Origin of the sequence: Idiomarina sp. X4 (genome assembly GCF_002808045.1) — a bacterium.
Classification (GTDB): Bacteria; Pseudomonadota; Gammaproteobacteria; order Enterobacterales; family Alteromonadaceae; genus Idiomarina.
Map to the genome: position 1 here is coordinate 451,698 of NZ_CP025000.1, position 25,271 is coordinate 476,968.

Annotated in this window: 20 protein-coding genes and 1 tRNA gene; 7 read left to right on the forward strand and 14 right to left on the reverse strand. The window is 49.0% G+C overall.

Annotated elements, in window-relative coordinates:
- Window position 1: 1 nt before the first annotated feature.
- From fliI to CWC33_RS02315, 10 genes are all read right to left on the reverse strand, one after another.
- A complete protein-coding gene (gene fliI / locus CWC33_RS02270; RefSeq protein ID WP_088768719.1) occupies window positions 2-1,351 on the reverse strand; it encodes a flagellar protein export ATPase FliI in 1,350 nt (449 codons plus the stop codon).
- A 3-nt stretch (window positions 1,352-1,354) separates the two neighbouring features.
- The gene (gene fliH, locus CWC33_RS02275) at window positions 1,355-2,113 is read right to left on the reverse strand and encodes a flagellar assembly protein FliH (protein ID WP_088768720.1); all 759 of its coding nucleotides are present in this window, start codon (window positions 2,111-2,113) and stop codon (window positions 1,355-1,357) included.
- Between the two features lie 13 nt (window positions 2,114-2,126).
- Window positions 2,127-3,173 carry a flagellar motor switch protein FliG gene (fliG, locus tag CWC33_RS02280; RefSeq protein WP_088768721.1) on the reverse strand — a complete coding sequence of 349 codons (1,047 nt, stop codon included), beginning with the start codon at window positions 3,171-3,173 and terminating at the stop codon, window positions 2,127-2,129.
- On the reverse strand, window positions 3,166-4,863 hold the full coding sequence (gene fliF / locus CWC33_RS02285; protein ID WP_198511839.1) for a flagellar basal-body MS-ring/collar protein FliF: 1,698 nt from the start codon (window positions 4,861-4,863) through the stop codon (window positions 3,166-3,168). Before fliF ends, fliG begins: the two co-directional genes overlap by 8 nt.
- Window positions 4,864-4,911: 48 nt before the next feature.
- Window positions 4,912-5,244, reverse strand: coding sequence for a flagellar hook-basal body complex protein FliE (gene fliE / locus CWC33_RS02290; RefSeq protein ID WP_053954033.1), 333 nt, complete (start codon window positions 5,242-5,244; stop codon window positions 4,912-4,914).
- Window positions 5,245-5,311: 67 nt separating this feature from the next.
- On the reverse strand, window positions 5,312-6,712 hold the full coding sequence (locus CWC33_RS02295; protein WP_100692253.1) for a sigma-54-dependent transcriptional regulator: 1,401 nt from the start codon (window positions 6,710-6,712) through the stop codon (window positions 5,312-5,314).
- A gap of 10 nt (window positions 6,713-6,722) precedes the next feature.
- A complete protein-coding gene (locus CWC33_RS02300) occupies window positions 6,723-7,730 on the reverse strand; it encodes a sensor histidine kinase (RefSeq protein ID WP_100690616.1) in 1,008 nt (335 codons plus the stop codon).
- Window positions 7,731-7,846: 116 nt separating this feature from the next.
- Window positions 7,847-9,292, reverse strand: coding sequence for a sigma-54 dependent transcriptional regulator (locus CWC33_RS02305; RefSeq protein ID WP_100690617.1), 1,446 nt, complete (start codon window positions 9,290-9,292; stop codon window positions 7,847-7,849).
- A 20-nt stretch (window positions 9,293-9,312) separates the two neighbouring features.
- Window positions 9,313-9,840: a DUF1285 domain-containing protein gene (locus CWC33_RS02310; RefSeq protein ID WP_100690618.1), complete on the reverse strand. Its 528-nt coding sequence runs from the start codon at window positions 9,838-9,840 to the stop codon at window positions 9,313-9,315.
- 9 nt (window positions 9,841-9,849) lie between these two features.
- On the reverse strand, window positions 9,850-10,473 hold the full coding sequence (locus CWC33_RS02315) for a LuxR C-terminal-related transcriptional regulator (RefSeq protein ID WP_088768726.1): 624 nt from the start codon (window positions 10,471-10,473) through the stop codon (window positions 9,850-9,852).
- 204 nt (window positions 10,474-10,677) lie between these two features.
- On the opposite strand from CWC33_RS02315, the gene CWC33_RS02320 reads away from it, so the two are divergent.
- Genes CWC33_RS02320 through pdxH form a run of 3 tightly spaced genes read left to right on the forward strand, consistent with a single transcriptional unit; the run spans window position 10,678 to window position 14,592 of the window.
- Complete coding sequence (locus CWC33_RS02320; protein ID WP_100690619.1) at window positions 10,678-12,378, forward strand: amidohydrolase; 1,701 nt, start codon at window positions 10,678-10,680, stop codon at window positions 12,376-12,378.
- Entirely contained in the window at window positions 12,375-13,922 is a 1,548-nt protein-coding gene (locus CWC33_RS02325) for a response regulator (RefSeq protein WP_100690620.1), read from the forward strand. The genes CWC33_RS02320 and CWC33_RS02325 overlap by 4 nt, the downstream gene beginning before the upstream one ends.
- A 31-nt stretch (window positions 13,923-13,953) precedes the next feature.
- A complete protein-coding gene (pdxH, locus tag CWC33_RS02330) occupies window positions 13,954-14,592 on the forward strand; it encodes a pyridoxamine 5'-phosphate oxidase (protein WP_088768729.1) in 639 nt (212 codons plus the stop codon).
- Here the strand turns inward: pdxH and CWC33_RS02335 are convergent.
- Window positions 14,573-15,643, reverse strand: a complete 1,071-nt coding sequence (locus CWC33_RS02335) for an Ldh family oxidoreductase (RefSeq protein ID WP_100690621.1) — start codon at window positions 15,641-15,643, stop codon at window positions 14,573-14,575. The genes pdxH and CWC33_RS02335 overlap by 20 nt on opposite strands.
- A 71-nt stretch (window positions 15,644-15,714) precedes the next feature.
- Here CWC33_RS02335 and CWC33_RS02340 point away from each other — a divergent pair, with 71 nt between their 5' ends.
- The 4 genes from CWC33_RS02340 (at window position 15,715) to CWC33_RS02355 (ending at window position 19,787) form a co-directional block, all read left to right on the forward strand.
- Window positions 15,715-16,758, forward strand: a complete 1,044-nt coding sequence (locus CWC33_RS02340; protein WP_100690622.1) for an ATP-dependent 6-phosphofructokinase — start codon at window positions 15,715-15,717, stop codon at window positions 16,756-16,758.
- Window positions 16,759-16,788: 30 nt separating this feature from the next.
- Window positions 16,789-17,694, forward strand: coding sequence for an agmatinase (speB, locus tag CWC33_RS02345; protein WP_232709822.1), 906 nt, complete (start codon window positions 16,789-16,791; stop codon window positions 17,692-17,694).
- A 3-nt stretch (window positions 17,695-17,697) separates the two neighbouring features.
- The gene (gene speA, locus CWC33_RS02350; protein WP_100690624.1) at window positions 17,698-19,608 is read left to right on the forward strand and encodes a biosynthetic arginine decarboxylase; all 1,911 of its coding nucleotides are present in this window, start codon (window positions 17,698-17,700) and stop codon (window positions 19,606-19,608) included.
- Window positions 19,609-19,711: 103 nt separating this feature from the next.
- Window positions 19,712-19,787, forward strand: a tRNA-Phe gene (locus CWC33_RS02355).
- Window positions 19,788-19,978: 191 nt separating this feature from the next.
- On the opposite strand, the gene CWC33_RS02360 is transcribed toward CWC33_RS02355, so the two are convergent.
- The 3 genes from CWC33_RS02360 to CWC33_RS02370 are packed head-to-tail and all read right to left on the reverse strand — an operon-like array spanning window position 19,979 to window position 25,257.
- Window positions 19,979-23,098 (reverse strand): efflux RND transporter permease subunit, encoded by a 3,120-nt coding sequence (locus CWC33_RS02360; protein ID WP_100690625.1) that lies wholly within the window; start codon window positions 23,096-23,098, stop codon window positions 19,979-19,981.
- Window positions 23,099-23,110: 12 nt separating this feature from the next.
- Window positions 23,111-24,013 (reverse strand): efflux RND transporter periplasmic adaptor subunit, encoded by a 903-nt coding sequence (locus CWC33_RS02365; protein ID WP_100690626.1) that lies wholly within the window; start codon window positions 24,011-24,013, stop codon window positions 23,111-23,113.
- Window positions 24,010-25,257: a TolC family protein gene (locus tag CWC33_RS02370; RefSeq protein ID WP_011234871.1), complete on the reverse strand. Its 1,248-nt coding sequence runs from the start codon at window positions 25,255-25,257 to the stop codon at window positions 24,010-24,012. Before CWC33_RS02370 ends, CWC33_RS02365 begins: the two co-directional genes overlap by 4 nt.
- Between the last annotated feature and the right edge of the window lie 14 nt (window positions 25,258-25,271).

The following is a 25,271-nucleotide window of genomic DNA, read 5'->3' on the forward strand; positions in this document are numbered from 1 at the left end:
CTTAACCACTTGCTGATTGCTGCTGGTTTGGATTGATTAACTGGTTCAGCTGAAGCAAGCTCTCATCGTAGCTCACCACTTGTTTCATTGGTTGCTGTAGAAACTGCGCCACTTTGGGCTGCATTGCAATGGCTTGATCAATGGCGGGATCGCTTCCTCGGGTATAAGCACCAATAGAAATAAGATCTCGGTTACGGCGATAATTCGAATACCACTGACGCACCTGAATGGCTTGCTTCATGTGCTCTTCAGAAACCACTTGAGGCATGACACGGCTAATAGAGGCTTCAACATCGATGGCGGGGTAGTGCCCGGAGTCGGCCAGCTCACGGTTTAAGACAATGTGCCCGTCAAGAATGGCTCGTGCCGAATCGGCAATCGGATCCTGTAAGTCATCGCCTTCGGTTAGAACGGTATAGAACGCGGTGACAGAGCCCTGTCCGTCGCCACCATTACCGGCACGTTCAACCAGTGCGGGTAATTTGGCAAATACGGAAGGCGGATAGCCTTTGGTTGCGGGCGGTTCGCCAACTGCCAACGCAATTTCACGCTGTGCCATGGCGTAACGCGTCAGTGAGTCCATCAACAACAAAACATTCAGGCCTTGATCACGAAAGTACTCAGCCACTTGCGCCGCTGTTTCACAACCACGCAAACGAATGAGAGGAGACTGGTCAGCGGGTGCGGCAATAACTACGGCTTTTTCGAGACCTTCTTCACCCAGTATTTCTTCAATAAACTCTTTCACTTCCCGGCCACGCTCGCCAATGAGTCCTACGACAATAACGTCCGCATTCGTGCCCCGGGTCATCATGCCCAGCAGTACACTTTTACCGACACCACTACCGGCGAATAGCCCCATACGCTGTCCCTGACCTACGGTTAAGCACGCATTAATTGCTGTCACACCCACGTCCAACGGCTGTTTTACCTGGCGACGATTGAGCGGGTTCATCGGTTTGCTGCGGTAGGTTTTTCCATCAGAAAAAACAGGGCCTTTGCCATCGAGAGGTTCACCGCGGGCGTCAATAACACGTCCGAGTAATTCCATACCTAAGGGGAGTTGATTCTTGCGGCTTAAAGGACGAACACGGGCGCCCGGCACGACACCTAAAGCGTCCTCCGTGGGCATTAAATAACTAATGTTACCTTCAAAGCCCACCACTTCGGCCTCAATGTCGCCACCGGCGGCTTCCACCGCAACGCTGGAGCCCACAGGCGCACGGCAACCAACAGCTTCAAACATTAGCCCCACAACGCGAGTTAAATAGCCCGATACAGCCACCGACGGCTTTTCAATGCGTTGACGCTTTTTTCGAAGTTCTTGAATCAGTGTCTCTGATGCGCCCATCGGTTACCCCTTAACGCGGCTGAAAACATCTTCCATACGCGTCTCTAAACTGTAATCTATGGTCGAGCTCTCAGTCGTCACACGACAACCACCGCGTTCAAGTAACTCGTCTTTGTTCAGCAACCAGCCTTTTTCTTTCAGCTCAGACTCACTGTAAACCGACTCAATCAGTTCGATATCATCGGGGTTTAAGTGTATAACCACCCGCTGATCGGTGACCGGCAATACCGATACCGCTTCGCGCACTGCGTTCACAATCATGTCTTTTGAGTGTTCGGCTGCATCCAGGCAAATGACACGGGTTAACTCGCTGACCATATCTATCAGCTCTTCCTGAACCGCTTCAGTAATACGTTCATTAGGGGTCGATAAACTCTGCAATAAGGTATCCAATTTACCGCGCTGTTCTTCAATCACGGCATTACCCGCAGCAATACCTTCTTCTTTGCCTGCCGCAATACCTTCTTCTTTGCCTGCTTCAAACCCTTCGTCATAGCCTTTTTTGAGACCATCGGTACGACCATTTTCAAAGCCTTCCTGGTACCCCTCATCGCGCGCTGCCTGACGAATCTCTTCGAGCTGTTCAGCGGTTAAGGGTTGCAATTCTTCTTCGTCATTGTCATCCGCTTCCGGCGGTTCATACTGCCAGCGTCTGGGCTTATTGAGCGCATTGACCTGGGTGCCCTCACGTAATTCCTGCGATGTCATATCGGGCAGGTCCCAGTGACTGAAGTGCTCGTTGTCGTCGCGGTTGTCGCTCATACAGCCTTAATCCTTATAAGAATTCTTCACCGCCGCCACCGCCAAGCATGATTTCGCCTGCGTCAGCTAATCGACGTGCCGCCGCCAGAATGTCTTTCTGCGCTGCTTCCACATCACTAATACGTATCGGTCCCATGGCTTCAAGGTCGTCACGCAGCATATCGCCAGCACGTTTTGACATGTTCTTGAAAATCTTCTCCTGAACCGCCTCGTCGGCGCCTTTCATGGCTTTTTGCAAGGTCTCGCCTTCGACTTCGCGCAGCAAGGTCTGAATACCACGGTCGTCGACATCCACCAGGTTCTCGAACACAAACATCAAGTCCTGAATGTTCTGACTCATTTCTTCGTCCTGCTCGCGGATAGAGTCCATCAACTGACCTTCGATGTTGGTATCCAGGTAGTTCATGATATTCGCCGCTGCTTTCAAGCCGCCCATCTTCGCTGCCTGAGCACCGGCCTGACCTGCAAACTGCTTCTCCATAATCTCGTTCAACTCTTGCAGTGCTGCTGGCTGAACTTCTTCTAAGTTGGCGATACGCATCATTAGGTCCAGGCGCACTTTTTCCGGGAACTGCGCCATAATCTCGGCACTCTGCTCCGGGTCCAAATAAGACAGAACAATGGTCTGAATTTGTGGGTGCTCGTTGCGAATAATGGTCGCTACTTGTTTTGAGTCCATCCACTTCAGCGAGTCCAGACCTTTCGAACCACCGCCCATGACGATTTGTTCAATCAGGTTACCGGCTTTGTCTTCACCCAACGCTGACGTTAACGCTTTACGCACAAACTCTTCACTCTTGAAGCCGATATTAGTGAACTTCTGAATTTCTTCCAGGAACAAATGGTGAACGGCGTTGACTTTGTCCTGGTTAAAATCTTCCAGACTTGCCATGGCCATACCCACCTTCTGTACCTGCTTAGGCTCAAGGTGTTTCAGAATTTGTGCCGCGTCTTCCTCAGACAGACTCAGCAATAATATTGCCGCTTTTTCAACGCCCTCAAGGGAGTTCACATCGAACTCAACCTTGCCGCGTTTGGTTCTCATATCTTGATCAGGCATCTTCGTTCAACCATGCTTTGACAACTTGCGAAGACAGTTCTGGTTCATTAGCAACTAACGCACGAACCGCTTTCAACAAGTCTTCATCTTTATGCAAGTCCGGCAACTGCAGACTGCCGTCTGCACCAAACCCAACTGCACTCTCATCAAACTGTGAGGATAACAGATCAATGGTTTCATCGCCCATTGCTTCATCGCCTTCAAATAGCGCTTCTGCATCGTCCTCAACACCGGCTTCCGGATTCATCAGTTTCTTAAGCATCGGACGAACGACCGCTAATATCAAGACCATGATGACTAACGCGCCCATGACCAAGCGGAAAGCACGCCAGAACCACGGTTCTTCCCACAACGGCGTTTCGCCATCACCCAGTTGCGGCAATTGAGCAAAAGGTACGGACACTACTTCCAGTGCGTCACCACGGTTGATGTCAAAGCCTAAACCACCTTGCAACAAGCGACGAATATTGGCGAGTTCTTCTGCGCTTCGCGGCTGCTGCTGAGCTTCGCCATTTTCGCCGGTAGTTTGTGCATGATTCACCGCAACCGAAACACTCAACCGCTCAATAGTGCCAGTCTGATTTCTGGTGTGAGTAATCGAGTTGTCCAATTCATAGTTGCGCGTGGCCTCGCGATGAGTACTGCCATTAACCGTACCGCCAGCGCTACCAGGGCCTGCTTCTTCAGGAATATCAGATTCCAATGGCGGCTGGTTCGTTAACGCACCAGGAATACCGCCAATCGGGCTACCCGTCGAACGGTTTTCGACCGTCATTTCGCTACGAATAGCCGGCATATCAGGATTGAATTGACGCTGAGTTGATTCGCGCTGAGTGAAGTCCATCGTGACATCAACTTGCGCCGTGTAATTGTCATAACCCAGTATCGGAATCAAAATGCTGTCAATTTTTTCTAAATACTCGGCCTCGCGCTTTTGTTCAATTTGATACTCACGCGAACTTTTTGCCGCTAACGCACTTTGAGAGCCGGAGTTTAACAGGCGACCCGCTTGGTCTGTGACGGTTACCTGCTCTGTACTTAGCCCAGTGACAGAGGACGCCACCATATCGACAATCGAGGCAACTTCTTCTTCACTTAATGCGGTACCGCCCCGAACGTTCAGCATCACCGATGCCTTGGGCTGCTTTTCACGACGGGCAAACACATTCTGTTTCGGTACGGCCAAAAGCACACGCGCTGCCGACACCTTTTTCATTTCCTCAATAGCGCGTGCCAGTTGCACTTCGCGTGAATGAATCAGTCGTTCTCTTTCCAGGCGCTGACTGACACCAAAGCCCGGCTCGCTCATTAAAATCTCTGAGCCATCAGACTCAGCGTTACCGTAGTTAACCCCGGCACGCGTCAGTTCCAGTTTAATCGCATCGTATTTCTCTTCAGGCACTGAAATAGTGTTGCCATTCACTTTATACTCAATGCCGTTGGCATCCATATAGTCGAGCGTGCTCACCAGTTCTTCAGTTTCTAACTTACCCAAAGGACGGTAGGTCGGCTCTTGCGCCCACAACATAATAAAGACGGCAATAGCAACGCAGATAGCCAAAGCCAGTACCACAATAACCTGACGCAGCATGTCAAAGTTACCCAGCATATCCATAATGCCGGATTTTTCATTGCCCTCGCCAGAAGCGCCTGTATCCGGAGAGTCCGGAAGTGCATTGTCCTGCACCATTAAATCGGTTGATTCAGCCACAATTCAAATCTCCAGTGCTACTGCGGTTTATACCGGCATTGACATGATTTCTTTGTACGCATCGACTATTTTGTTGCGCACCTGAACGGTTGCCTCAAAGGCAATGCTTGATTTTTGACTGGCTATCATGGTTTGTTCCAACGTGACATTGGGGTCACCAAGCTCCATACGAGTCTTTAAGTCGCCCGAGGTTTGCTGCAGTTCATTGACATTATCAATAGCGCTTTTCAGCATATTCGAAAAGTCGGCATTCGCAGTGTTTCCCGGAAGGGCATTAACATTGGTTGCCTTGTCGCTTTGAGACGCCTGAGCAGACATTGCCTGCATCTGCTGGTAGAGTGCGTTGGCTTCCACTTTCATAATTCACCCCGTCAAAAAATCATCGTTTACAATTCTTAACAGGTATTATGCAAGTGGAATGCCAACTTTAATTTATGGAGAGACCCTGTTCGCGGATCTTCGCTAATTTATAGCGTAATGTGCGTGGACTAATGCCTAGCTCATCAGCGACGGGCTTGCGTTTGCCCTGATGACGCTGAAGCGCGTCTTTGATAATTCGGTACTCTTGATGGAACAATGAATCATCCAGCTTATCCGCTGTGTCGGTAGCACGCACAGTCTGCTCTTCATTACTTTTTTCAGCGTCACTGACTTGTTCAGGAAAGACAGTCTCATTACTCACTGGTGCGGTCGACTGTTGGTTTAACTGCAACATCAAATCGTCGGGTTCAATCACTTCGTTTCGGTGCAAGACCAAAGCCCGCTGTACAACGTTTTCCAATTCCCGAACGTTACCTGGCCAGTGATATTCAGTTAAGCGGAGTTTTGCTTGCTCACTAAAGGACACCGGCGTTTTTATACCCGAACGCTGTTTGTGTCGCTGCAACAGGTTTTCTGCCAGCGGCAGAATATCGGCAGGTCGCTCGGCCAAAGGTAACCAGTGCAGCGGGAAGACGTTCAGACGATACATTAAATCTTCACGGAACGCTCCTTGTGCCACAGCCTGTTGTAAATCTCGGTTTGACGTTGCAAGAATTCGGACATCTAACTGAATGGTTTTCCGAGAGCCTAAACGCTCTACCTGCTTTTCCTGCAAAACCCGCAACAGCTTTGCCTGCAAATGCAGCGGCATTTCGGTGATTTCATCCAATAAAATTGTGCCACCCTGAGCCAGTTCAAACTTGCCCGGCTGAGACTGCGTGGCGCCGGTAAATGCACCTTTTTCGAAACCGAATAACATTGATTCCAGCATGTTTTCAGGTATTGCTGCGCAGTTAATGGCGACAAAAGGTGCCTGTGTGCGATTTGAATGCTTGTGGATATAACGCGCCAGCACTTCTTTACCGGTGCCGCTCGGTCCGGTAATCATCACACTGGCATCACTGTCTGCAACACGTTTCGCCATGGCAAAAACTTGTTGGCTGGACGCTTCTTCTGCGACCGGACTCACATCATCAATAGCACCATCCGGCAAATAGCGTTGCACAAGGGTCTGTAATTTCTCAGTTGAAAACGGCTTCGTCAAATAATCGACAGCACCTTCACGCATCGCCACAACAGCATCATCCACTTTGGCGAACGCTGTCATCATTATGACCGGAATATCAAACTGTTGACGGTTCATGCTGCGCAGTAGCTGCAAGCCATCGACACCCGGCATTTGTACATCGCTGATCACTAACGATACTTTATTGTCTTTCAGCGCAATGAGCGCTTCTTCGCCGTTGGCCGCTTCAATACACTGACAGTCAGCCAGCTCTAGTGTGTCGACAATGGCTTCGCGAAGCGAAACATCGTCTTCAACGACCAGAACATTTCGCGCATTCATTGTTTCACCGTTAGCCATAACGCACCTCACTTAACGGTTGTTCTTCAAACCGATAAACCGGAATTGAGAGGGTAAAACGGCTGCCTTTGCCCAGCTCGCTTTCCCAGTCAATGCTGCCATGATGAGCTCGTAAAACCGTTTGTACGACAGCTAAACCAAGCCCGGTGCCATTCGATTTTCCGGTAAAAAAGGGCGTGAATATCTGCGCTTGCTTTTCTTTATCAATGCCAGCGCCTGCATCTATGACAGAAATACACCAGTTATTACCTTCGACATGTGTTTTGACCAGTACCTCCTGGCCCGCCTGGCTGGCATCTATGGCGTTATTAATTAAATTCTGTAATGCACCAGTTAGTGCGGTTTTATTCCCTTTCAACACAGTATTGTGCCCGCATTCAGGCATGACAATATTGACGTGATGCTGAGTCGCATAAGATTCAACATTAGACGCTACCGTGGTCAACAAACTTTGGGTCGTCAGTTCTTCCAAAACCGGTTTCTCACCGCTTTTTGCAAACAACAACATATCGTTGACCTGCTGTTCTAAATTATGAAGCCTGGACAACAACTTATGGGAAAAACGCTGCTGTTTTACTGGTGATATCATGCCTTGTGACAAATTTTGTGCGTAGAGAATGGCTGCGGACAACGGCGTGCGTATTTGATGCGCTAAGGAGGCCACCATTTTCCCCATTGATGATAACCGTTGTAAGTGAGAAATACGTTGTTGCAGCTGACGGGTTTCGGTCAAGTCCGTCAAAACAATCAGCTGCCCCGGCTTTTCATTCACCTCAGAGGTATCAATACGAACGCGCCGTCCACTTTTTAAGGACACTTCGTGCCAGTCATCGGCTTTGGGAGCGAACAGTGTCGCGACGAGATCACGCCAGACTTCACCTTTTAAGGAATGTTCGAGTAATGATTGCGCGTTGTCATTGCAGTAATCCACAACACCGTGACTGTCCAGCAAAATCACGGCATTGGGCATTGCATCAATAATTTGATGGTAGGTCGCCATACTGACATCTCCCACGTCATACTACGTTTTAATTAAGCGTAGTAATGCAAAATAGATGCCAGTAAATTATCTTTTATTTTCAATAAGTTACATTGTCAAAAAGTCGACGGAAGCGGTTAGTCGTCTTTTTGAATGCCGTATTTTTTCATCTTTTCAACCAGCGTCGTACGGCGCATACTCAGCAGATCGGCCGCCTTAGCAACCACCCAGTCAGACTTTTCGAGCGCCTGGGCTATCATTCCCGTTTCAATTTCGCTGAGCATATCTTTTAAGTTCACACCGTCATCAGGTAATTCTGAGTCAACGGAAGAAGCTCCCGATTCCTCAAGCGCTTCATCGTCTTCCGAATCAGAGAAAATGGCATTCAGCGCTTCGCGTTCCAGCATTTCTTCGGGATAGTCCGGCGTGGGGCTACTGTGATCAATATGTTGATACTTAGGGGGCAAGTCTGACACATCAACCAGACTGTCAGGATGCATAATGGTTAACCGTTCAATTAAGTTGGTCAGTTCCCGAACATTTCCCGGCCAGCGGTGGTAAGACAATGACTCAAGCGCTCGCTCAGTAAAACGCACGCCAACGCCCCGCTCCTTTTTAAAGCGCTGCGTCAGCTCCTGCATCAACAGTGGCACGTCTTCCTGACGCTCGCGCAGGGCGGGCATTTCAATCGGGAATACATTCAAGCGGTAATACAAGTCTTCCCTGAATTTGCCGTCGATAATCATTTGTTCGAGCTCACGGTGGGTGGCGGCTACCACACGAACGTCGGCAGCGATACTTTTACTGCCACCCACTCGTTCAAATGTCCGCTCTTGCAATACCCGCAGTAATTTTACCTGCATTTGCATTGGCATATCGCCAATTTCATCCAGAAACAGAGTGCCGCCTTGCGCCAACTCAAAACGTCCCTTTCGAGCACCTATCGCTCCGGTAAAGGCACCTTTCTCATGACCAAATAATTCACTTTCTAACAGATCCCCGGGAATTGCACCGCAATTTACGGGGACGAACGGACCTTTATGCCGCTCTGACAAGTCATGAACACCTCTGGCCACGACTTCTTTACCCGTCCCCGACTCACCCAGAATCAGGACGTTGGCGTCGGTTCCTGCGACTTGCTCGATAAGTTGCCGTACGTGCTTCATAGCACGTCCCTGACCAATGAGAGTTTGCTCTAAATGAGAGCGTTTCGGGTGTTGTTTGTTAGCTTTACGGCCAGGCATTTGCTGATGATAAGCCTGACAGTAATGCAACAGGTTAGATAGGCTGGAATAGTCAAACGAGTCGTCTAAAGGCCCCAGAACATTGGCTTTTTCCAGAGCACTTTCATGTTCACTAGCGGCACAGATAAAAGGTAAGTGCGGCGCATTACTTGCCAAATCACGCAGATTATCAACGCCTGTACCGGCTATCACGCATAAGGCCTCGGCTGGACTTAAACTCAGTAACTGCTCTGGCTCAACAACTTTTACAGACTCGCCAATAAAGGTCAGAACTGTCTCAAAGTGCTGCCTGCGAGCGGGATGTTGCTCAACCAGATAAACTGTTCTTGTTTTTACCATAGACGAATTACCGCAACGTCCTAGTTCACATAGCCCAATACAAAGGTCTCGCCCGCACTGGAAAGAAACCACTGCTCTTTTCCATCAACTTCTCGAGTCTGTGCAATCGATACCCACTGATAAAATACATTTCGATGCACTTTGGCTTCGAGCTCTCTTGGCATCATAACGTAAGGAACACCATCTTTAATTTGTAACGGATGTTCAGAACTCAAAACAAGAGTATCACCGATATTGGTTGTTAACAGCAAGAGGCTTTCGCCATCTTCTGTACGTTGTTCCCAGTCGACCACCATAAAAGGGACATCATCGACGGTAATTTTCACTTTTTCAGCCGGTGTGACCAGAAAATAATCATCACCTTCTCTTACGAGTACAGAGGCAAAAAGTTTTACCAGTGCCTGCCGTTGAATTTCACTGTCTTGATAATACCAGCGCCCTTCACCATCAATTCGTATTGGGATTTCTCCACAATACGGTGGATTCCACTGTTCAGTAGGGGCGTGTTGATGCTTTTCCAGCTCTGCAATGAGGCGGTTTAAGGACATACGACGTTATCAGTCAACCAGCTTCTTTTGACGTAATAAGTACCAAAGTGTCGCTTCCGTACGATTAGACACCTTTATGGCTTTAAATATTGCCGACAAGTGCACGCGGATGGTGCCCTCAGTAATACCCAGAATATTGGCTATTTCTTTGTTCGACAAACCTTGTGCTAACAGCTGCATAATTTCCAGCTGACGTGGCGACAAAAAGCCCTCGGCACCACTGGATTTATCGCGAGGTTCGTTAAGGTAAGGGTCATCCGGGATGTAACGGTCACCATTGAGTAACGCACGAACCGCTAATTTCGCTTGTTCGGCCGTACTGTCTTTTGGTAAGTAACTGCGTACCCCGGCAGCAAGCACCTGGCGAACCTCTGAAATAGAACGCGGGCGCGTAAAGACAACCAAGTGTGCCATCGGCGCTTCTTTTTTGATTTTCTGCAGCGCCGGACGGATTTCCGCGTCTGGTAAGTCCATATCTAAGAAAATGAGGTCGTACTTATCGGCAGATAGGTAGCTTTCCGCCACTTCAAACGAGTCGGCTTCATAAATCGAAGGCTGATTCGCATAATTCGTTAAAAGCTGTATGAGCCCTGCACGCATAAAAAACTCAGGGTCTATAATGAGAATCTTCATTCCGACGTCCAAATTACCCGTTCTAAAATTAACTTTTAGCATACCTAAAATATAACAGACAGCAAGTATTTTGGTTGGTGATGTTGTCTATCCAAGATGAGTTGTTAATTTCGTTAACAAAAAGTTTATTCCGCTGTCTGGTTTATTCGCGCTAAAAAACGCTATAGTGTGACTTTACTTAAAAAATAAAAGAGTGTTGTGAGTATGTCTTTATCACGTCGTTTTTCATTAACATCCATTGCCACCGCTTCCATTACCAGTATACTTTTAAGCACAACAGCGGTTGCCGATACGTTATACACCAACGCCAATGGGTATACGCTAACCAGCCCTGCCGGCGAAAATGCGGTATTACAGCAATTTTCGTCCATGTTGATAGATAACGGTAAGATTAAGGCCATCGGCGGTGACGAACTCAACGAACGCTATTCAAACACCGACGATATTATCAACTTGCAAGGCAAAACCGTTCTCCCCGGCCTGATTGATGCACACGGACACGTTCTGGGTTTAGGGAACAGCTTATTACAGGTGGACTTACGCGACAGCACATCAGTAAAAGACGCGGCTCAACGTGTTAAACGCTATGCAGACACACAGCAGTCTCTCCCCTGGATAACCGGCCGCAGTTGGAATCAAGAAAACTGGGAAGAAAAACGTTTTCCGCGCGCCAGCGACCTTGACGAGTTAGTTAACGAACGCCCCGTTTGGCTCACCCGCGTTGACGGTCACGCCGGTTGGGCTAATTCAGAAGCACTGCGTTTAGCCGGTATTGATAAAGACACCGTGTCTCCTGATGGTGGCGAAATCGTCAAAGATGAAAACGGTCAGCCAACCGGTGTTTTAATCGATAACGCCATGCAGCTCGTTGAAAAGGTCATACCGGAAGCCAGCTTTGAACAGCAACGCAAAGCTTTCCAGCTCGCCTTCGAGCATTTGGTTGAGCGCGGTATCACGTCGGTTCATGACGCAGGCATCAGTGCCGACGAAGTGTCGGTGTATAAAGGTCTGCATAATCAGGAACTCATGCCACTGCGTATTTACGGTATGCTAGCGGCAACAGAGCCCAAATTGCCGCAGCTGCTGGCAGAAGGCCCCTACCAGACAGACGACGATAAGCTGACTATCCGCAGCGTTAAAATATACGCCGATGGCGCGCTTGGCAGCCGTGGTGCCGCACTAATAGAAGATTACAGTGACGACCACGGCAATCATGGCCTGATGGTCACGTCACAAGAGCAGATGATGTCGCTGTACCGTTTGATTATTCCTCACGGATTCCAGGTTAATACGCATGCTATTGGTGACCGGGCTAACCGCGTTGTGTTGAATAATATAGAACAAGCTTACGAGACAATCGGTGGTCGTAATTTAAGAAACCGCATTGAACATTCTCAAATCGTGCACCCTGACGACCTGCACCGCTTTAAAGAACTGAACTTAGTTGCCTCTATGCAACCGACTCACGCTACCAGTGATAAAAACATGGCAGAAGACCGCTTAGGTAAAGAGCGCATGGAGGGCGCTTATGCCTGGCAGACGTTTTTACAACAAGGCACTATCGTGGCCTCGGGCTCTGACTTTCCGGTTGAACTGGCAAACCCATTTTATGGCTTACATGCAGCAGTGACCCGCCAAGATCGTGAAAACATGCCGGAAGGCGGCTGGTACGCCGATGAGAGCATGAGCCGGGCACAGGCATTGCGTTCATTCACCATCGATGCGGCCTACGCAGCGTGGCAAGAACAAGAGCTGGGCTCTCTGGAGCCGGGCAAATGGGCTGACTTTATTATTGTTGACCAGGATCCTTTTGCCGTGGATGCAACAGACATTTGGCGAACCGATGTGGAAGCGACTTTCGTGGCCGGTGAGCGCGTTTATTCCAAAGGAGACAATAACGAATGAGTGATGACTTTTTATTCGCAGAAGACGAAGTCGAATCAGTCAGCGAAGAAACCGTCGAGCCCTATCATATTCTCATTGTTGATGACGATGAGGAGATTCACACCATTACCAAAATGGCATTAAGTGAATTCCGCCTGGACGGTCGCCCGCTGCAGTTTCACTCGGTCTATTCCGGCAAAGACGCTATCGCCTTTTTAAATAAAAATCGCGACATTGCCATGATGCTCCTGGACGTCGTTATGGAGACGGATCACGCGGGACTCGACGTCGCCAAATGGGTACGCGAGGAGTTGAAAAACCGTTTAATACGCATAGTGCTTCGCACCGGTCAGCCGGGTCAGGCGCCAGAAGAAGATGTCATTGCCCGTTTTGATATTGACGACTACAAAGAGAAAACCGAGCTGACCTACCGTAAGCTCGTCACGTTAATGTACTCATGCTTACGCGCCTACCGCGACTTAAATGCCATCGAACGCAACAAGCGCGGATTAGAAAAAGTCATTAATGCGTCGGCAGAGGTGTTCTCAGCCCGCTCAATGCAGGGGTTATGTCAGGGAATTTTGGAGCAGCTGGTCGCATTAATTACGCATAGCGACGACGCTATGTATTGCCGCATTGATGCACTCACCGCCAGTTCAGACACCAACGAGCCGTTCGAAATCATTGGCGGCACGGGTGACTTTGAACAGGCCGTGGGCGACCCTGTTAACAGCGAAATTGACTGGGATATTGTGCGCCCTATGCAGCAAAGTGCTAAAAACGTTGAGTTCCGTATTGTCGACGGTAACTATTATGGGCTTTATAAAACCAGTAGCTCGCGTCAGTATTTACTGTTTATTCGCGGTGTCCGTGACTTGTCTGAGCTGGATCAAAACCTGCTGGGGCTATTTGTGAATAATAGCTCCATTGCCATTGATAACCTGCAAGCCACAGAGAGCGAACGGGAGGCTCAACGTGAATTGCTTTACAGCGTAGGCGAAGCCATTGAGAAGCGCTCTATTGATGAAGTCAGTCACCACGTCAAACGTTCAGCTGAAATGGCCGGGCAGCTGGCGATTGCGGCCGGTCGCGATGATGAACAGGCGCAGGCATTAAAGCAAGCCGCGTCGGTCTATGATATTGGTAAGGTGTCGGTGCAGCTGGAATTGGCTCAGCGTGCCGACGCACTGAGTATTCATGATTACGAAGAAATCATGCAAAAAGTCATACAAGGGCACGACTACTTGCAGCAAACAGATACCGCTGTTGCGAAAATAGCGGCTGGTATTGCACAGGATATTCATGAACGCTGGGACGGCTCAGGTTTCCCAAGCCAAAAGCAAGGCGCTGATATTAATGTTAACGCCCGTATTTTGGCTATTACCAGCCACTATGATGCGCTTCGCACGCAGCGCAGTTATCGAGAAGCCCAGGAAGCGGAAGCGGCAGCTGACTATTTACTCAAACACAGCGGCGTGTTTTTTGATCCAGAATTAGTCGGACTTATGCTCGACAATTTGGATGCAATGGAAAAAATTCGTAAGCGTTATCAGGACAACCAGTAAGCATTAACAAGGTGTTAGTAGAGGAACCACTATGGATTTACAGGCCATGCGCCGTGAATACGGTTTAGGCAGTTTGCACCGCGAGCAATTATTTGCCAGCCCGGTAGAGCAATTTGAACACTGGATGAAGCACGCCATTGATAGCGGCGTATTGACTGACCCAACGGCAATGACTGTGGCAACGGTCAATGCCGATGGCGTACCGAGCCAACGCATTGTTCTATTAAAAGGCTATAACGAGCAAGGTTTTTGCTTTTACACCAATAAGAATAGCCATAAAGGCGACGATATTCGCAATAACAATCAGGTTTCGTTGCATTTCGCCTGGCTTGCACTTGAGCGACAAATCAGCATTATCGGACAGACTGTTGAATTAAGTGACGAAGAAAACGATGCGTACTTTCATTCGCGTCCGAAAGAAAGTCAGGTAGCCGCCCTTGCCTCTCAACAAAGTCGCCCGGTTGATAGCCGCGATGTATTAGAAAGCCATTATCAGGCGTTACTGAAAGAATACGCTGATACCGACGTGCCGCGCCCACGTCATTGGGGAGGCTATCGGGTTATTCCCGACACTTTCGAGTTTTGGCAAGGCGGCAAACACCGCCTTCACGATCGCTATCAGTACACCCGCGACGGTGACCATTGGCGAATTACCCGCTTGCAGCCGTAGGCAATTCGACCTCGCAAAATTCGGCGCAACGCTTTAATACTTTCAGTGTCGAAGGGGCGTAAACCACTCCCTTTTTGAGCTGCTCGCGCTTACGGGCAAGAGCAGCCTCGCCCGGCACGCGAACCGGTAACTCAGGGTCAGCCGGAGCACTGTTTCGCGCATCATCCAATAAACGGTCAACCTGCTTCAGAAACTCAGCTTTATCCCCAAAGGCTTCCGGGTCGATTACCTGAACCCATACGGTATTCGCGTCACCGTCCTCAGCACCTTGCACACGACCGTACTGCGCCAGCGCCATGGACCAAATTTCACTGAACAAGGTAAGGCCATAACCTTTGTAACCGAGTTGCTCCCCTCCCAGAGGAGCAATGGCGCTGCCGGGAGATTCAAAGAAACTAAGCGGGTCATCTGTCCATTCGCCGTTCGGTTTTATTAACGCTTTGTAAGGTAAGTTCTCCCCATTCGCTTTTGCCTGGCGTACTTTACCCGCCGCCGTCATTGAAAAGCTGATATCAAACAGCATCGGCTCTTTTGAGCTGGGTACCCCCACCGCAAAAGGGTTCGGCGAAAACACCGCCTCTTTCCCGCCGAACGGCGCAACCGCCTTCTGCCCCGGAGTCGAGCACATTAAATTCACCGCCATGCCTTTGTCAGTGGCAATGGTTAAATAGGCAGCCAGAGACGCCACATGTTGGCTACGTCGTAACACCACCGTTCCCGTGCCTGCCTGTTTGGCCATTTCGCACGCCGCATTAACCGCCTGCGGTACCACGTAAGGTCCCGGCAAAAACTGTGCATCCCAATTTGCGACGGCTGCACGTTCACTTAATACCACCGGTTGCCCTTTTGGCAAGCTTTTACCGTCTTTTAGCCATTGGCAGTTATTCAGCAAACGAATTAAACCGTGTGTACTAAACCCCAGTAAGTCTCCCTCCAGAAGATAGTACGCCACATGGCGAGCTACCTCGCCCGATGCCCCACAATTGGTTAAGCACGACTGCGCCCATTGCGCTAATTCAGAATAATCAAAACGTGACACGTCGGTGTTCATGAAATTTCCTCTTGGTGACGGCTAGCAGGTCGTTTAAGCTACGCATAAGACATTATCAAGGAGTACAGATTGTGTCATCTGATAACACAATAAACAGAATTGCATTAATTACCAGCGGCGGTGATGCGCCAGGGATGAACGCCGCCATTCGTGCGGTCGTATTGGCTGCGGAAAATTACGGCATTGAGGTAATAGGCTTTCGACATGGTTACGAAGGCGTACTCAACAATGACTTTGTGCGCTTAGACAGAGAAGACGTCGAACATATTATGCAGTACTCGGGCACCATTATTAAAAGTGCCCGTAGTGAGCGCTTTAAATCCGATGAGGGCGGGCGTGAAGCAGCGACCAACTTAGACGCGCACCAAATTGACGCCTTTATTGTCATTGGCGGTGACGGCTCGTTCCGTGGCGCTGACCATTTAGCGAAATTTTGGAACGGTCCGATTATCGGTGTGCCCGGCACCATCGATAATGATCTCTATGGCACCGATCACACTATTGGATATGACACGGCGGTTGAAACCGCTATGGACGCATTGGATAAAATTCGTGATACCGCAGAAGCCATGGATCGCGTATTCATTGTTGAAGTCATGGGGCGTAACGCCGGCTATATTGGTATCAGCAGTGCCATGGCGTGTGGCGCAGAGCGTATGATTCTGCCGGAGCTGCAAAAAGACAAACCATTAACGGTCGAGGCGCTGGTAAAGCACATTGAGTCGGTGCAACGCGTCCGCGGTGATTCCAGTTACGTGATGGTGCTGTGTGAAAACCAATGGCCTGGTGGTGCAGTTCGACTTGCAGAGCAACTGGAAGATCGTCTTAACTTACCGTGTCGGCCGTGTTTATTAGGACACGTACAACGAGGCGGCCGCCCAACGGCTATGGACAGAATTTTAGCAACACGTTTGGGCGTTCATGCGGTAGAATTAGTCCGCCAAAATCAGACCGGTGTTATGGCGGGTGTTAATGCCAATGAACTAAGCGCTACGCCACTGTCTGAAACCTGGACAAAACGTAAAAAACTGAGCGAAGAGCTCATTAATATTCAGCAAAGTTTGTTTAACCCGATTAAAAAAAATCGGCAGAAATCGACACAAACTGACGACTAGAAAGAGAGGTCACTAAAGCGCATGCCCGCAATGTCATTACCCGTATCGTTGAACGATCCTATCCGTCCATTTTTTGGTGCTGAGCACAGTACCGAATTGCATTCGGATCACACACATATTTTAGGATTTGGCTTTGACGGCACCGCCTGTTTTCGCAAAGGCACCAAAGAGGGGCCAGATGGCCTGCGCTCGGTTTCTGAAGACATCGAGTCTTACTCACCATATTTAGATGCTGACCTTGAAGACCATACCTTTTATGATTTAGGTAATTTGCGACTGGGCTTTGACGATGACGAAGAAAAACAGTGGCATCATGCTCTGAGTGACTTTAACCAAATTTTTGACGACGTCGATTTAGCCAAAGAAAACATTAAGCTACTGACGTTAGGTGGTGAGCATTCAATTTCTTACGCGCCTATTGTGAAATATTTGAAGCAATACCCAGATTTAGTGCTTTTACATTTAGACGCTCACGCTGACTTGCGCGATGGCTTCCTCGGTTACCACTACTCGCACGCGTCGATCATTCGCCGCTCGGTTGATCACTTCAGCCCTGGTCATGAGCTTATCCAGTACGGTATTCGCTCTGGTACACGGGACGAGTATCAGTGGATGAAAGAGCACAAAACCATTCGTAAATCGCGTCAGGAATTCTTAGAAAGTGTTAATGCTATTGCGGCAGACAGACCGGTCTATTTGACATTAGATCTGGACTATTTTGACCCATCGTTTTTCCCTGGAACCGGTACACCAGAGCCCGGCGGCGAAGACTTTCACTCGTTTGTCAGCTTAATGAAAATTTTGCGCCAGAAAAATTTCGTCGGCGCCGACGCTGTTGAGCTTTCACCGCCGATAGACCCTACCGGCAACTCCAATGTATTCGCGGCCAAAGTGGTGCGCGAGCTGTTACTTGCTTTAGAGCGCGCAGGAGCCTAATTGATGTCAGACTGGAATATTGATCAAGCAGAAGAATTGTATGGCGTTAACCGTTGGGGCGCAGGTTATTTTTCGATTGGCGACAACGGCAACATTCAAATTCGTCCGAATCATCGTCTGCCTGACCTGGCCATTGATATGCAGGAAGTGGTTGAAGAAATAAAAGCTGAAGGCATTGAGCTACCGGCGGTTATTCGTTTTCACGATATTCTTCGCTCGCAAGTCGAAATTATTAACGAGACCTTTGCGCAGCAAATTCAGGACGCCGATTATAACGGCAAGTATTGCGGTGTATTCCCGATTAAAGTCAACCAAATGCGCGAAGTGGTTGAAGAAATCATGGACGCTGGCGAACCGTACAACTACGGACTGGAAGCAGGCTCAAAGCCCGAGCTTATGGCGGTTATGGCGTACAATGAAAACCCCGACGCGCTGACCATACTGAATGGCTACAAAGACAAAGACTACCTGACGCTGGCACTGCTTGGCCGTCAGTTACGCCGCAAGATGATTATTGTCATTGAAAAGTACAGCGAGCTGGAAATGCTGATTCCGCTGGCCAAAGATTTAGGCGTTGAGCCTATGATTGGTCTGCGCTCAAAAATGATGGTGAAAAGCGCCGGCAAATGGGCTGGTTCCAGTGGCGATCGAGCTAAATTTGGTTTAAGCATTGCCGAAATACTGAATGTGGTTGAACGCTTACGTCAGGAAGACATGCTGCACTGCGCCAAGCTTCTACACTTTCACATTGGCAGCCAGCTGTCTGATATTCGTAAGATAAAAGAAGCCGTCAGTGAAGGTGCTCGTTTGTACGCTAAGCTTATTCAGGAAGGCGTACCGCTCGAGTACTTAGATATTGGCGGTGGTTTGGGCATTGACTACGACGGTACCAGTACCACCAGCGACTCTTCTCGCAACTACTCGACCGAAGAATACGTTGCCGACGTGGTTTGGGGCGTCAAACAGGTGTGCGACTTAGAAAAAGTACCCCACCCTAACCTGGTTAGCGAGAGTGGCCGTGCAATGACCGCGCACCACAGCTGTGTCGTCACCAACATTGTCGGTGAAATAAAGCCAGCCAGCACCAATTTCGATGTCAGCCCCAGCGAGGACGAGCATATTTTAGTGAAGAACATGCGTGAACTGCACCAGTCGGGCGACCAGTTCCATCCGCAAGAGCGCTATAACGATGCCGCTGGCTACAAGCAGAATGCATATGAAGCCTTTAAACTGGGCATTTTGTCGTTACAGGAAATGGCGAAGCTGGACACCATGTACTGGCAAATACTGGCAGACATTCATCAGTCGCTGGACAAAGACGCTTATGTTATTCAAGAGCTGGAAGAGCTTGAAGATATGCTCGCCAGCCAGTACTTATGTAACTTTTCTATTTTTCAGTCAGCCGCAGACACCTGGGCCATTGGTCAGGTACTGCCAATAGTGCCTATTTCGCGTTTAAACGAGAAGCCGGAAGTGCGCTGCTCCATTGCCGACATTACGTGTGACAGTGACGGTAAGCTGGGCAAATACATAGAAGGCACCGAAATTAGCGATAACATTCCAATGCACTCGTTGCGTAAGGGCGAAGATTATCATGTCGGGCTATTCTTAACCGGCGCGTATCAGGATGTTATGGGTGACATGCATAACCTCTTTGGCCGACTGACAGAAGTGCACGTATATTGTCACGATGACGAGCGCGGCGACTTCTACATTGAAGAAGTGGTGCCAGGCACTTCCGCTGAAAAAGTGCTGCAAACCATGCAATACAATACGGAGTACATGGCCAAAGCGGTTAAGAAACAAATTGACCGTCAGGTTCGAAATGGTGGCCTCGCACCAAGAGCCGGTGTTCGCTGGACAAACTTTTACGAGAAGTGTTTGGCCGGCAGCACCTACTTAAGCGTTGAATAATTCACCAAAACAACCGCTTAATGTGCAATTACTGAGCAAACAGTAAAAAAGGCACGAAAAGCGGTTGACTCGAAACCGAAAAAAACGTTTAATACACGCCGTTGCCCGGATAGCTCAGTCGGTAGAGCAGAGGATTGAAAATCCTCGTGTCGGTGGTTCGATTCCGCCTCCGGGCACCAACTTCTTTCTAAAGCCCTGCACTTAGTGCGGGGCTTTTTCGTTTCTGAGCAACGGATGTAACACGCTTAGTAACACAGGCCTACAACCTGACGTTACCGTCATCCAAAACCAGGGCGACTTTCGCATGGATTGAGGCAGTTAAAGCTCGCTCATAAAAGCGGGCTCTAACTGCGCTCAATGACCTAACTCTCTATTCTTTAAAACGCTGCACTAAATAATAAAGCGCTGGAAGCACCACCAACGTCAGCAATGTTGACGATACAATACCGCCAATAACCACTGTCGCTAACGGCCGCTGCACTTCGGCACCCACACCGGTATTAAATGCCATAGGGACAAAGCCCAGGCTAGCTACGAGAGCAGTCATCAGTACAGGTCTTAACCGCTGTTGCGCGCCTTCAAACACCGCATCTTTCAATGGCAGTCCGTCGCGCAGCAGTTGCCGTATGAATGTCAGCATGACCACGCCGTTCAAAACCGCCACGCCCGACAGTGCAATGAAGCCGACTGCAGCGGAAATTGATAGCGGCATATCACGCAGCGCTAATGCGAATATCCCGCCGGTCAGCGCTAAGGGAACGCCTGTGAATATGACGAGTGCACTGCTCAGCGAATTAAACGCACTGTATAGCAGGCCAATAATTAATAGCAGCGCTAATGGCACAACCAAACTCAACCGTTGGGAAGCTGATTGCAGCTGTTCAAAGGTACCGTCGTAGTTAACCCAATAACCTGCTGGCAAATCAACGTCAGTCGTTAGCGCATCCTGAACATCTGCCACAAAAGAGCCCAAATCACGATCTTCAACATTCGCACTCACAATAACATTGCGTTTGCTGCTTTCTCGGTTAATTTGGTTCGGTCCACTTTCCAAACTCAATTCGGCGACCTCTCCCAACGGCACATAGCGCAGCTCAGGGTTGCCGGCAGGCAGATCAATAGGCAGTGATTTAAGCTGTTCAATGCTCTTACGCCATTCTTTGTCGAGACGTACCATTAGCTTGAAGCGTTTATCCCCCTCGTAAATAATCCCTGACTGAACTCCACCAACCGCAGCTTGAACTGCTCGCTGTACATCAGCGACTGTTAGGCCTAATAACGCTAAATGATCACGCTTAGGTATAACTGAGAGTGTCGATAAACCGGTCATTTGTTCAACCCGAACATCAGCAGCGCCATCAACGGTGCGAATGACTGCGGCGGCTGAGTCGCCTAACCGTTTAAGCGTTTGCAAGTCATCGCCATAAATACGAACCCCCAAGTCAGCTCGAACGCCTGCAATAAGTTCGTTAAACCGCATTTCAATCGGTTGAGTGAACTCGTACTTATTACCGGGAAGCTCTTGCACAGCAGTTCGTATTTCAGCAACCAATTGCTCTTTGGGTTTCTCTGGGTTTGGCCAGTCCTTGCGCTCCTTCAAAATAATAAAAGTATCCGCGACGCTCGGTGGCATCGGGTCAGTCGCAACATCCGGGGTACCAATTTTCGAGAACACCAATTTTACTTCATCAAACTCCGAGACCACAGACTCTACGTCTTTTTGCATGTCGATGGATTGTTGCAGTCCTGTCCCCGGAATACGCAGCGCTTGAATTACAATATCGCCTTCATCCAGTTGAGGTAAGAACTCAGTTCCCATGCGACTGGCCTGAAACATGGACACCGCAAATAGGCCAAAGCCAATCAAAATAATGACAACCGGAAGCTTCAGTGTCTGCCGTAAAACCGGCTGATACACTTTGCGCGCCGCCCGCATGATGCGGTTTTCACCGTGCTGAATGTTGCCACGCACAAATATTGCAATAGCAGCGGGTACAAAGGTAACGCTGAAAATCAGAGCCCCTAAAAGCGCCGCTACGACCGTAAACGCCATGGGATGGAACATCTTGCCTTCCACGCCACTTAACGCAAATATTGGCAGGTAGACCAGCATGATAATCAGTACACCAAAAACCGTTGGGTTGAAGACCTCACGTGTACTATGGGTTACTTCAATTAAGCGCTCTTTAGTGGTAAGTACCCGGCCTAAGCGTTGCTGTGCAATTCCAAGCCGTCGCAAAGCGTTTTCAACCACAATGACCGCACCATCGACGATAATACCAAAATCAATTGCGCCCAGGCTCATTAAATTACCAGACACCTTGTTGGCGACCATGCCGCTTACCGCAAACAGCATACTTAACGGAATGACACAGGCGGTAATCAGTGCTGCACGGGCATTTCCGAGTAGAATGAAAAGCACGACAATAACCAGCACGGCACCTTCAAACAGATTTTTCTCTACCGTTGCAATGGTTTTATCCACTAAGGATGTGCGGTTATAAACCGTTTCGATGACGACACCGTCTGGCAAGCTTCGTTGCACTTCGTCAATTTTATCGGCAACATTCTGGGCAACAATACGACTGTTCTCACCAATCAACATCATGGCGGTGCCTAATACCACTTCGCTCTCGCCCGAGGTTGCCGCACCAGTGCGTAATTGCTCTCCCAGTTTGACCTCAGCAACATCGCTGACGCGCACTGGCGCATCATCGCGCTTGGTTATGACCACATTTCGAATCTCATCAAGCGTTTTGAGCTGACCGGGCGAGCGCACCAACCATTGCTCACCATTTTTCTCGATATAACCGGCACCAGCGTTTCTATTGTTAAGATCCAATGCTGCCAAAAGGTCCTGCATGGTCACTTTATAGGCCAGCATACGACCGGGGATGGGAGCCACCTGGTATTGCTTTTCATAACCCCCCACACTATTAATCTCGGTAACACCGGGCACCTTGACCAGTTGCGGCTTAATGATCCAATCCTGGATGGTACGCAACTGCTCGGGCGTATACGCCTCGCCATCGGCATTGGTAGCCCCCTCTTTCGCGCGTACTACATAATTAACAATTTCACCAAGGCCGGAGGCTATTGGCCCCATCGTCGGCTCGATACCGTCGGGTACTTCTCCCCTTACCTTTTGCAATCGCTCACTGATTTGCTGTCTAGCCCAGTAAATATCGGTGCCCTCTTCAAACACCACGGTAACTTGCGACAACCCATAGCGTGAGATCGAGCGGGTGTAGTCCAGCTTTGGTAAACCTGCCATCGCGGTTTCCACCGGATAAGAAATACGTTGTTCGGTTTCTAATGGCGAATAGCCTGGCGCTTCTGAATTTATCTGTACCTGAACATTGGTAATATCCGGCACAGCATCGATGGGTAGCTTTAATGTGCTATAAACGCCCGCAGCTGCTACTAACAAGGTTGCGGCAAGCACCAGCCATCGACGATCAACCGCAAAGCGAATGAGTGCATCTATCATTGTTTACTCTCCCTAATGGCTGTGGCCTGCGCCTTGTTTTAGAATGTCAGCCTTTATCAAGTAGCTGTTTTCAACGACATAACTTTCGCCATTCTCAATACCCGATAACACCTCGGTGTATTCACCGTCAGTTCGGCCTAACTCAACTTCCCTGGCTTCGAAACGATTACCCTCTTTAATAAAAACAACGGGGTTATCTTCTAAACGTTGAACAGCATCATTGTTTATCGCCAAGCTCGCGTTAAAGCTGTCTGTAACGACATCCGCTTTTACGTGCATTCCCGGTCGCCAATGCCCCGACTGATTGGGCAACTCGATAAGTGCGCGTGCAATATGTCCGCCAGTCATTTGTGGCGAGATATAAGACACAGTTCCTTCGACGGTTTTATGATGATGCAAGTCGTACACATAGGTCGTTTGCTCTTCTTCTAACGACTCAATGTTCTCCGGGAACGCTGAAAGCTCTACCCAGACCGATGATGGATCCAGGACTTCAAATAATGGCTTTTGCTCAACCACTTCACCAACATTGGTAAAACGTGCAGTTACCTCTCCGCTAATTGGGCTGATGACTTCAAATGCCGTGCCTGTCGTAACATTCTCAACAACAGCCAGAGTTTGCCCGGCTTTTATGTCATCGCCGATATTGGCCTTTAGTGACGTAACAATACCTTTGTACTTCGCTCCGATATGCACAATATTGTTATTATTGGGGGCTATTACACCGAAAATTGTTTGCTTTACTCGAATGCTTTGAGCGCTCGCTGTTGCCAACGTTAATTTCGCGTTTTCTATTGCTGCATCACTTAAATTGGTATGGGGTGCTTCATGCTCTTCGTGTTTTTTCTCATAAGCCAATACGGGCAGTGAAAAACTGGCAATGCAGATAATTGTAATCAATGTGTTGAGTTTCATTGTTGTACTCCTAAAAACGGCTGTCCGGTCATGCGCTCTAATTCGATGATGTCGCTGTAAATCGCATGTTGACGGGAGATTTTTTCATACTCGAGTTTTGCTAACTCTGTTTGCGCGTCTAACACTTGCAACAAAGAGTGCGTTCCGCGTGCGTAACCCTGTTGAGTTTGTGCGAGTAACTGTTCAGATAGCGGCATCAGTCGCTGGTTTATCTTTTGCAGATAACTTTGGTGAGTTTGCAAACTGTGCACTAGCGATAAAGCCAGTGATTTTAGTTGCTGCCGAACCTGTTTTTGCTGCGCCAGGATAGACTGATGCAGTAATCGGCTTTGTTTTATGCGACCGACGTTAGGGTCAGTGAACTGCAATGGCATCGATGCCTGGACGATTAAACCTACATCATCGAACTCATTATTGTAGCGAGCCCCGACACCAACGGTAATATCCGACTTTGAGTCCGCTGCTAACGCTCTGGCTTGCGCTTGTAGAAGTTGCTCAGAGTCCAGTAAACGCAAATACTCCGGCGCCCGATTAACAGCCGATAACACGTTGGCTTTTTCCGGGAGGCTTAGCGGAAAAGTAAAGTCTCCAGAGACGCGCGTAAAATTGAGCTCGCCTGCCCACATTGAAGCCAGTTCAGCTTGTTGCTTTTTCAGTTTACCGTTCAACTCGTCAGAGAAAGCGTATTGGCGCTCTAACTGTAATTTAATGCGAATAACCTCGGATTTAGGCACCGCGCCAGCTTCTACACGCTCCTGTGCCACTTTTATCAGTCGCTCAGTTCGCTGAATTTGACGCTCGCTGGTATGCGCGACTTGCTGAAGTTTTAAAATGTCATAGAAACGCTGTGTGGTTTCTGCCAAAACCTCAATTTGACGATACTCAAACTCTGCTCGCTGAGCTTTCTCTTTTTCGGTTGCAGCTTTAACTCGTAACTGCCGTTTGTCCCCTAACTCTATGAGCTGAGAAAAGGATACGGTCAATTGTGAGTTACTGATACCTTCTAGCCGTCCTGAGCCGGCAAAGTTTTCTATTTCCGCAGATACCCTTGGGTTCGCTGAAAACTCAGCCTGCTCTATCAGTGCTCCTGCAGCTCGTATTTTATAATCATACTCCAGTAACTCAGGGTTATTCTTGATCGTTTTTTGTAACGCTTCTTTCAGCTTTAAATCTGTCGTCGCAGCCGTCGCCACAGGCACTAGCGCACCTAAGCAAAAGGCTGCCACGAAGTATAAATACTTCATGTTGCTTCTCCATT

Excerpts from the sequence above, each read along its gene's own strand:
- fliI (WP_088768719.1), bottom strand. The coding sequence starts at position 1,351 with ATGGGCGCATCAGAGACACTGATTCAAGAACTTCGAAAAAAGCGTCAA.
- fliH (WP_088768720.1), bottom strand. The coding sequence starts at position 2,113 with ATGAGCGACAACCGCGACGACAACGAGCACTTCAGTCACTGGGACCTG.
- fliG (WP_088768721.1), bottom strand. The coding sequence starts at position 3,173 with ATGCCTGATCAAGATATGAGAACCAAACGCGGCAAGGTTGAGTTCGAT.
- fliF (WP_198511839.1), bottom strand. The coding sequence starts at position 4,863 with ATGGTGCAGGACAATGCACTTCCGGACTCTCCGGATACAGGCGCTTCT.
- fliE (WP_053954033.1), bottom strand. The coding sequence starts at position 5,244 with ATGAAAGTGGAAGCCAACGCACTCTACCAGCAGATGCAGGCAATGTCT.
- CWC33_RS02295 (WP_100692253.1), bottom strand. The coding sequence starts at position 6,712 with ATGAATGCGCGAAATGTTCTGGTCGTTGAAGACGATGTTTCGCTTCGC.
- CWC33_RS02300 (WP_100690616.1), bottom strand. The coding sequence starts at position 7,730 with ATGGCGACCTACCATCAAATTATTGATGCAATGCCCAATGCCGTGATT.
- CWC33_RS02305 (WP_100690617.1), bottom strand. The coding sequence starts at position 9,292 with ATGGTAAAAACAAGAACAGTTTATCTGGTTGAGCAACATCCCGCTCGC.
- CWC33_RS02310 (WP_100690618.1), bottom strand. The coding sequence starts at position 9,840 with ATGTCCTTAAACCGCCTCATTGCAGAGCTGGAAAAGCATCAACACGCC.
- CWC33_RS02315 (WP_088768726.1), bottom strand. The coding sequence starts at position 10,473 with ATGAAGATTCTCATTATAGACCCTGAGTTTTTTATGCGTGCAGGGCTC.
- CWC33_RS02320 (WP_100690619.1), top strand. The coding sequence starts at position 10,678 with ATGTCTTTATCACGTCGTTTTTCATTAACATCCATTGCCACCGCTTCC.
- CWC33_RS02325 (WP_100690620.1), top strand. The coding sequence starts at position 12,375 with ATGAGTGATGACTTTTTATTCGCAGAAGACGAAGTCGAATCAGTCAGC.
- pdxH (WP_088768729.1), top strand. The coding sequence starts at position 13,954 with ATGGATTTACAGGCCATGCGCCGTGAATACGGTTTAGGCAGTTTGCAC.
- CWC33_RS02335 (WP_100690621.1), bottom strand. The coding sequence starts at position 15,643 with ATGAACACCGACGTGTCACGTTTTGATTATTCTGAATTAGCGCAATGG.
- speB (WP_232709822.1), top strand. The coding sequence starts at position 16,789 with ATGTCATTACCCGTATCGTTGAACGATCCTATCCGTCCATTTTTTGGT.
- speA (WP_100690624.1), top strand. The coding sequence starts at position 17,698 with ATGTCAGACTGGAATATTGATCAAGCAGAAGAATTGTATGGCGTTAAC.
- CWC33_RS02360 (WP_100690625.1), bottom strand. The coding sequence starts at position 23,098 with ATGATAGATGCACTCATTCGCTTTGCGGTTGATCGTCGATGGCTGGTG.
- CWC33_RS02365 (WP_100690626.1), bottom strand. The coding sequence starts at position 24,013 with ATGAAACTCAACACATTGATTACAATTATCTGCATTGCCAGTTTTTCA.
- CWC33_RS02370 (WP_011234871.1), bottom strand. The coding sequence starts at position 25,257 with ATGAAGTATTTATACTTCGTGGCAGCCTTTTGCTTAGGTGCGCTAGTG.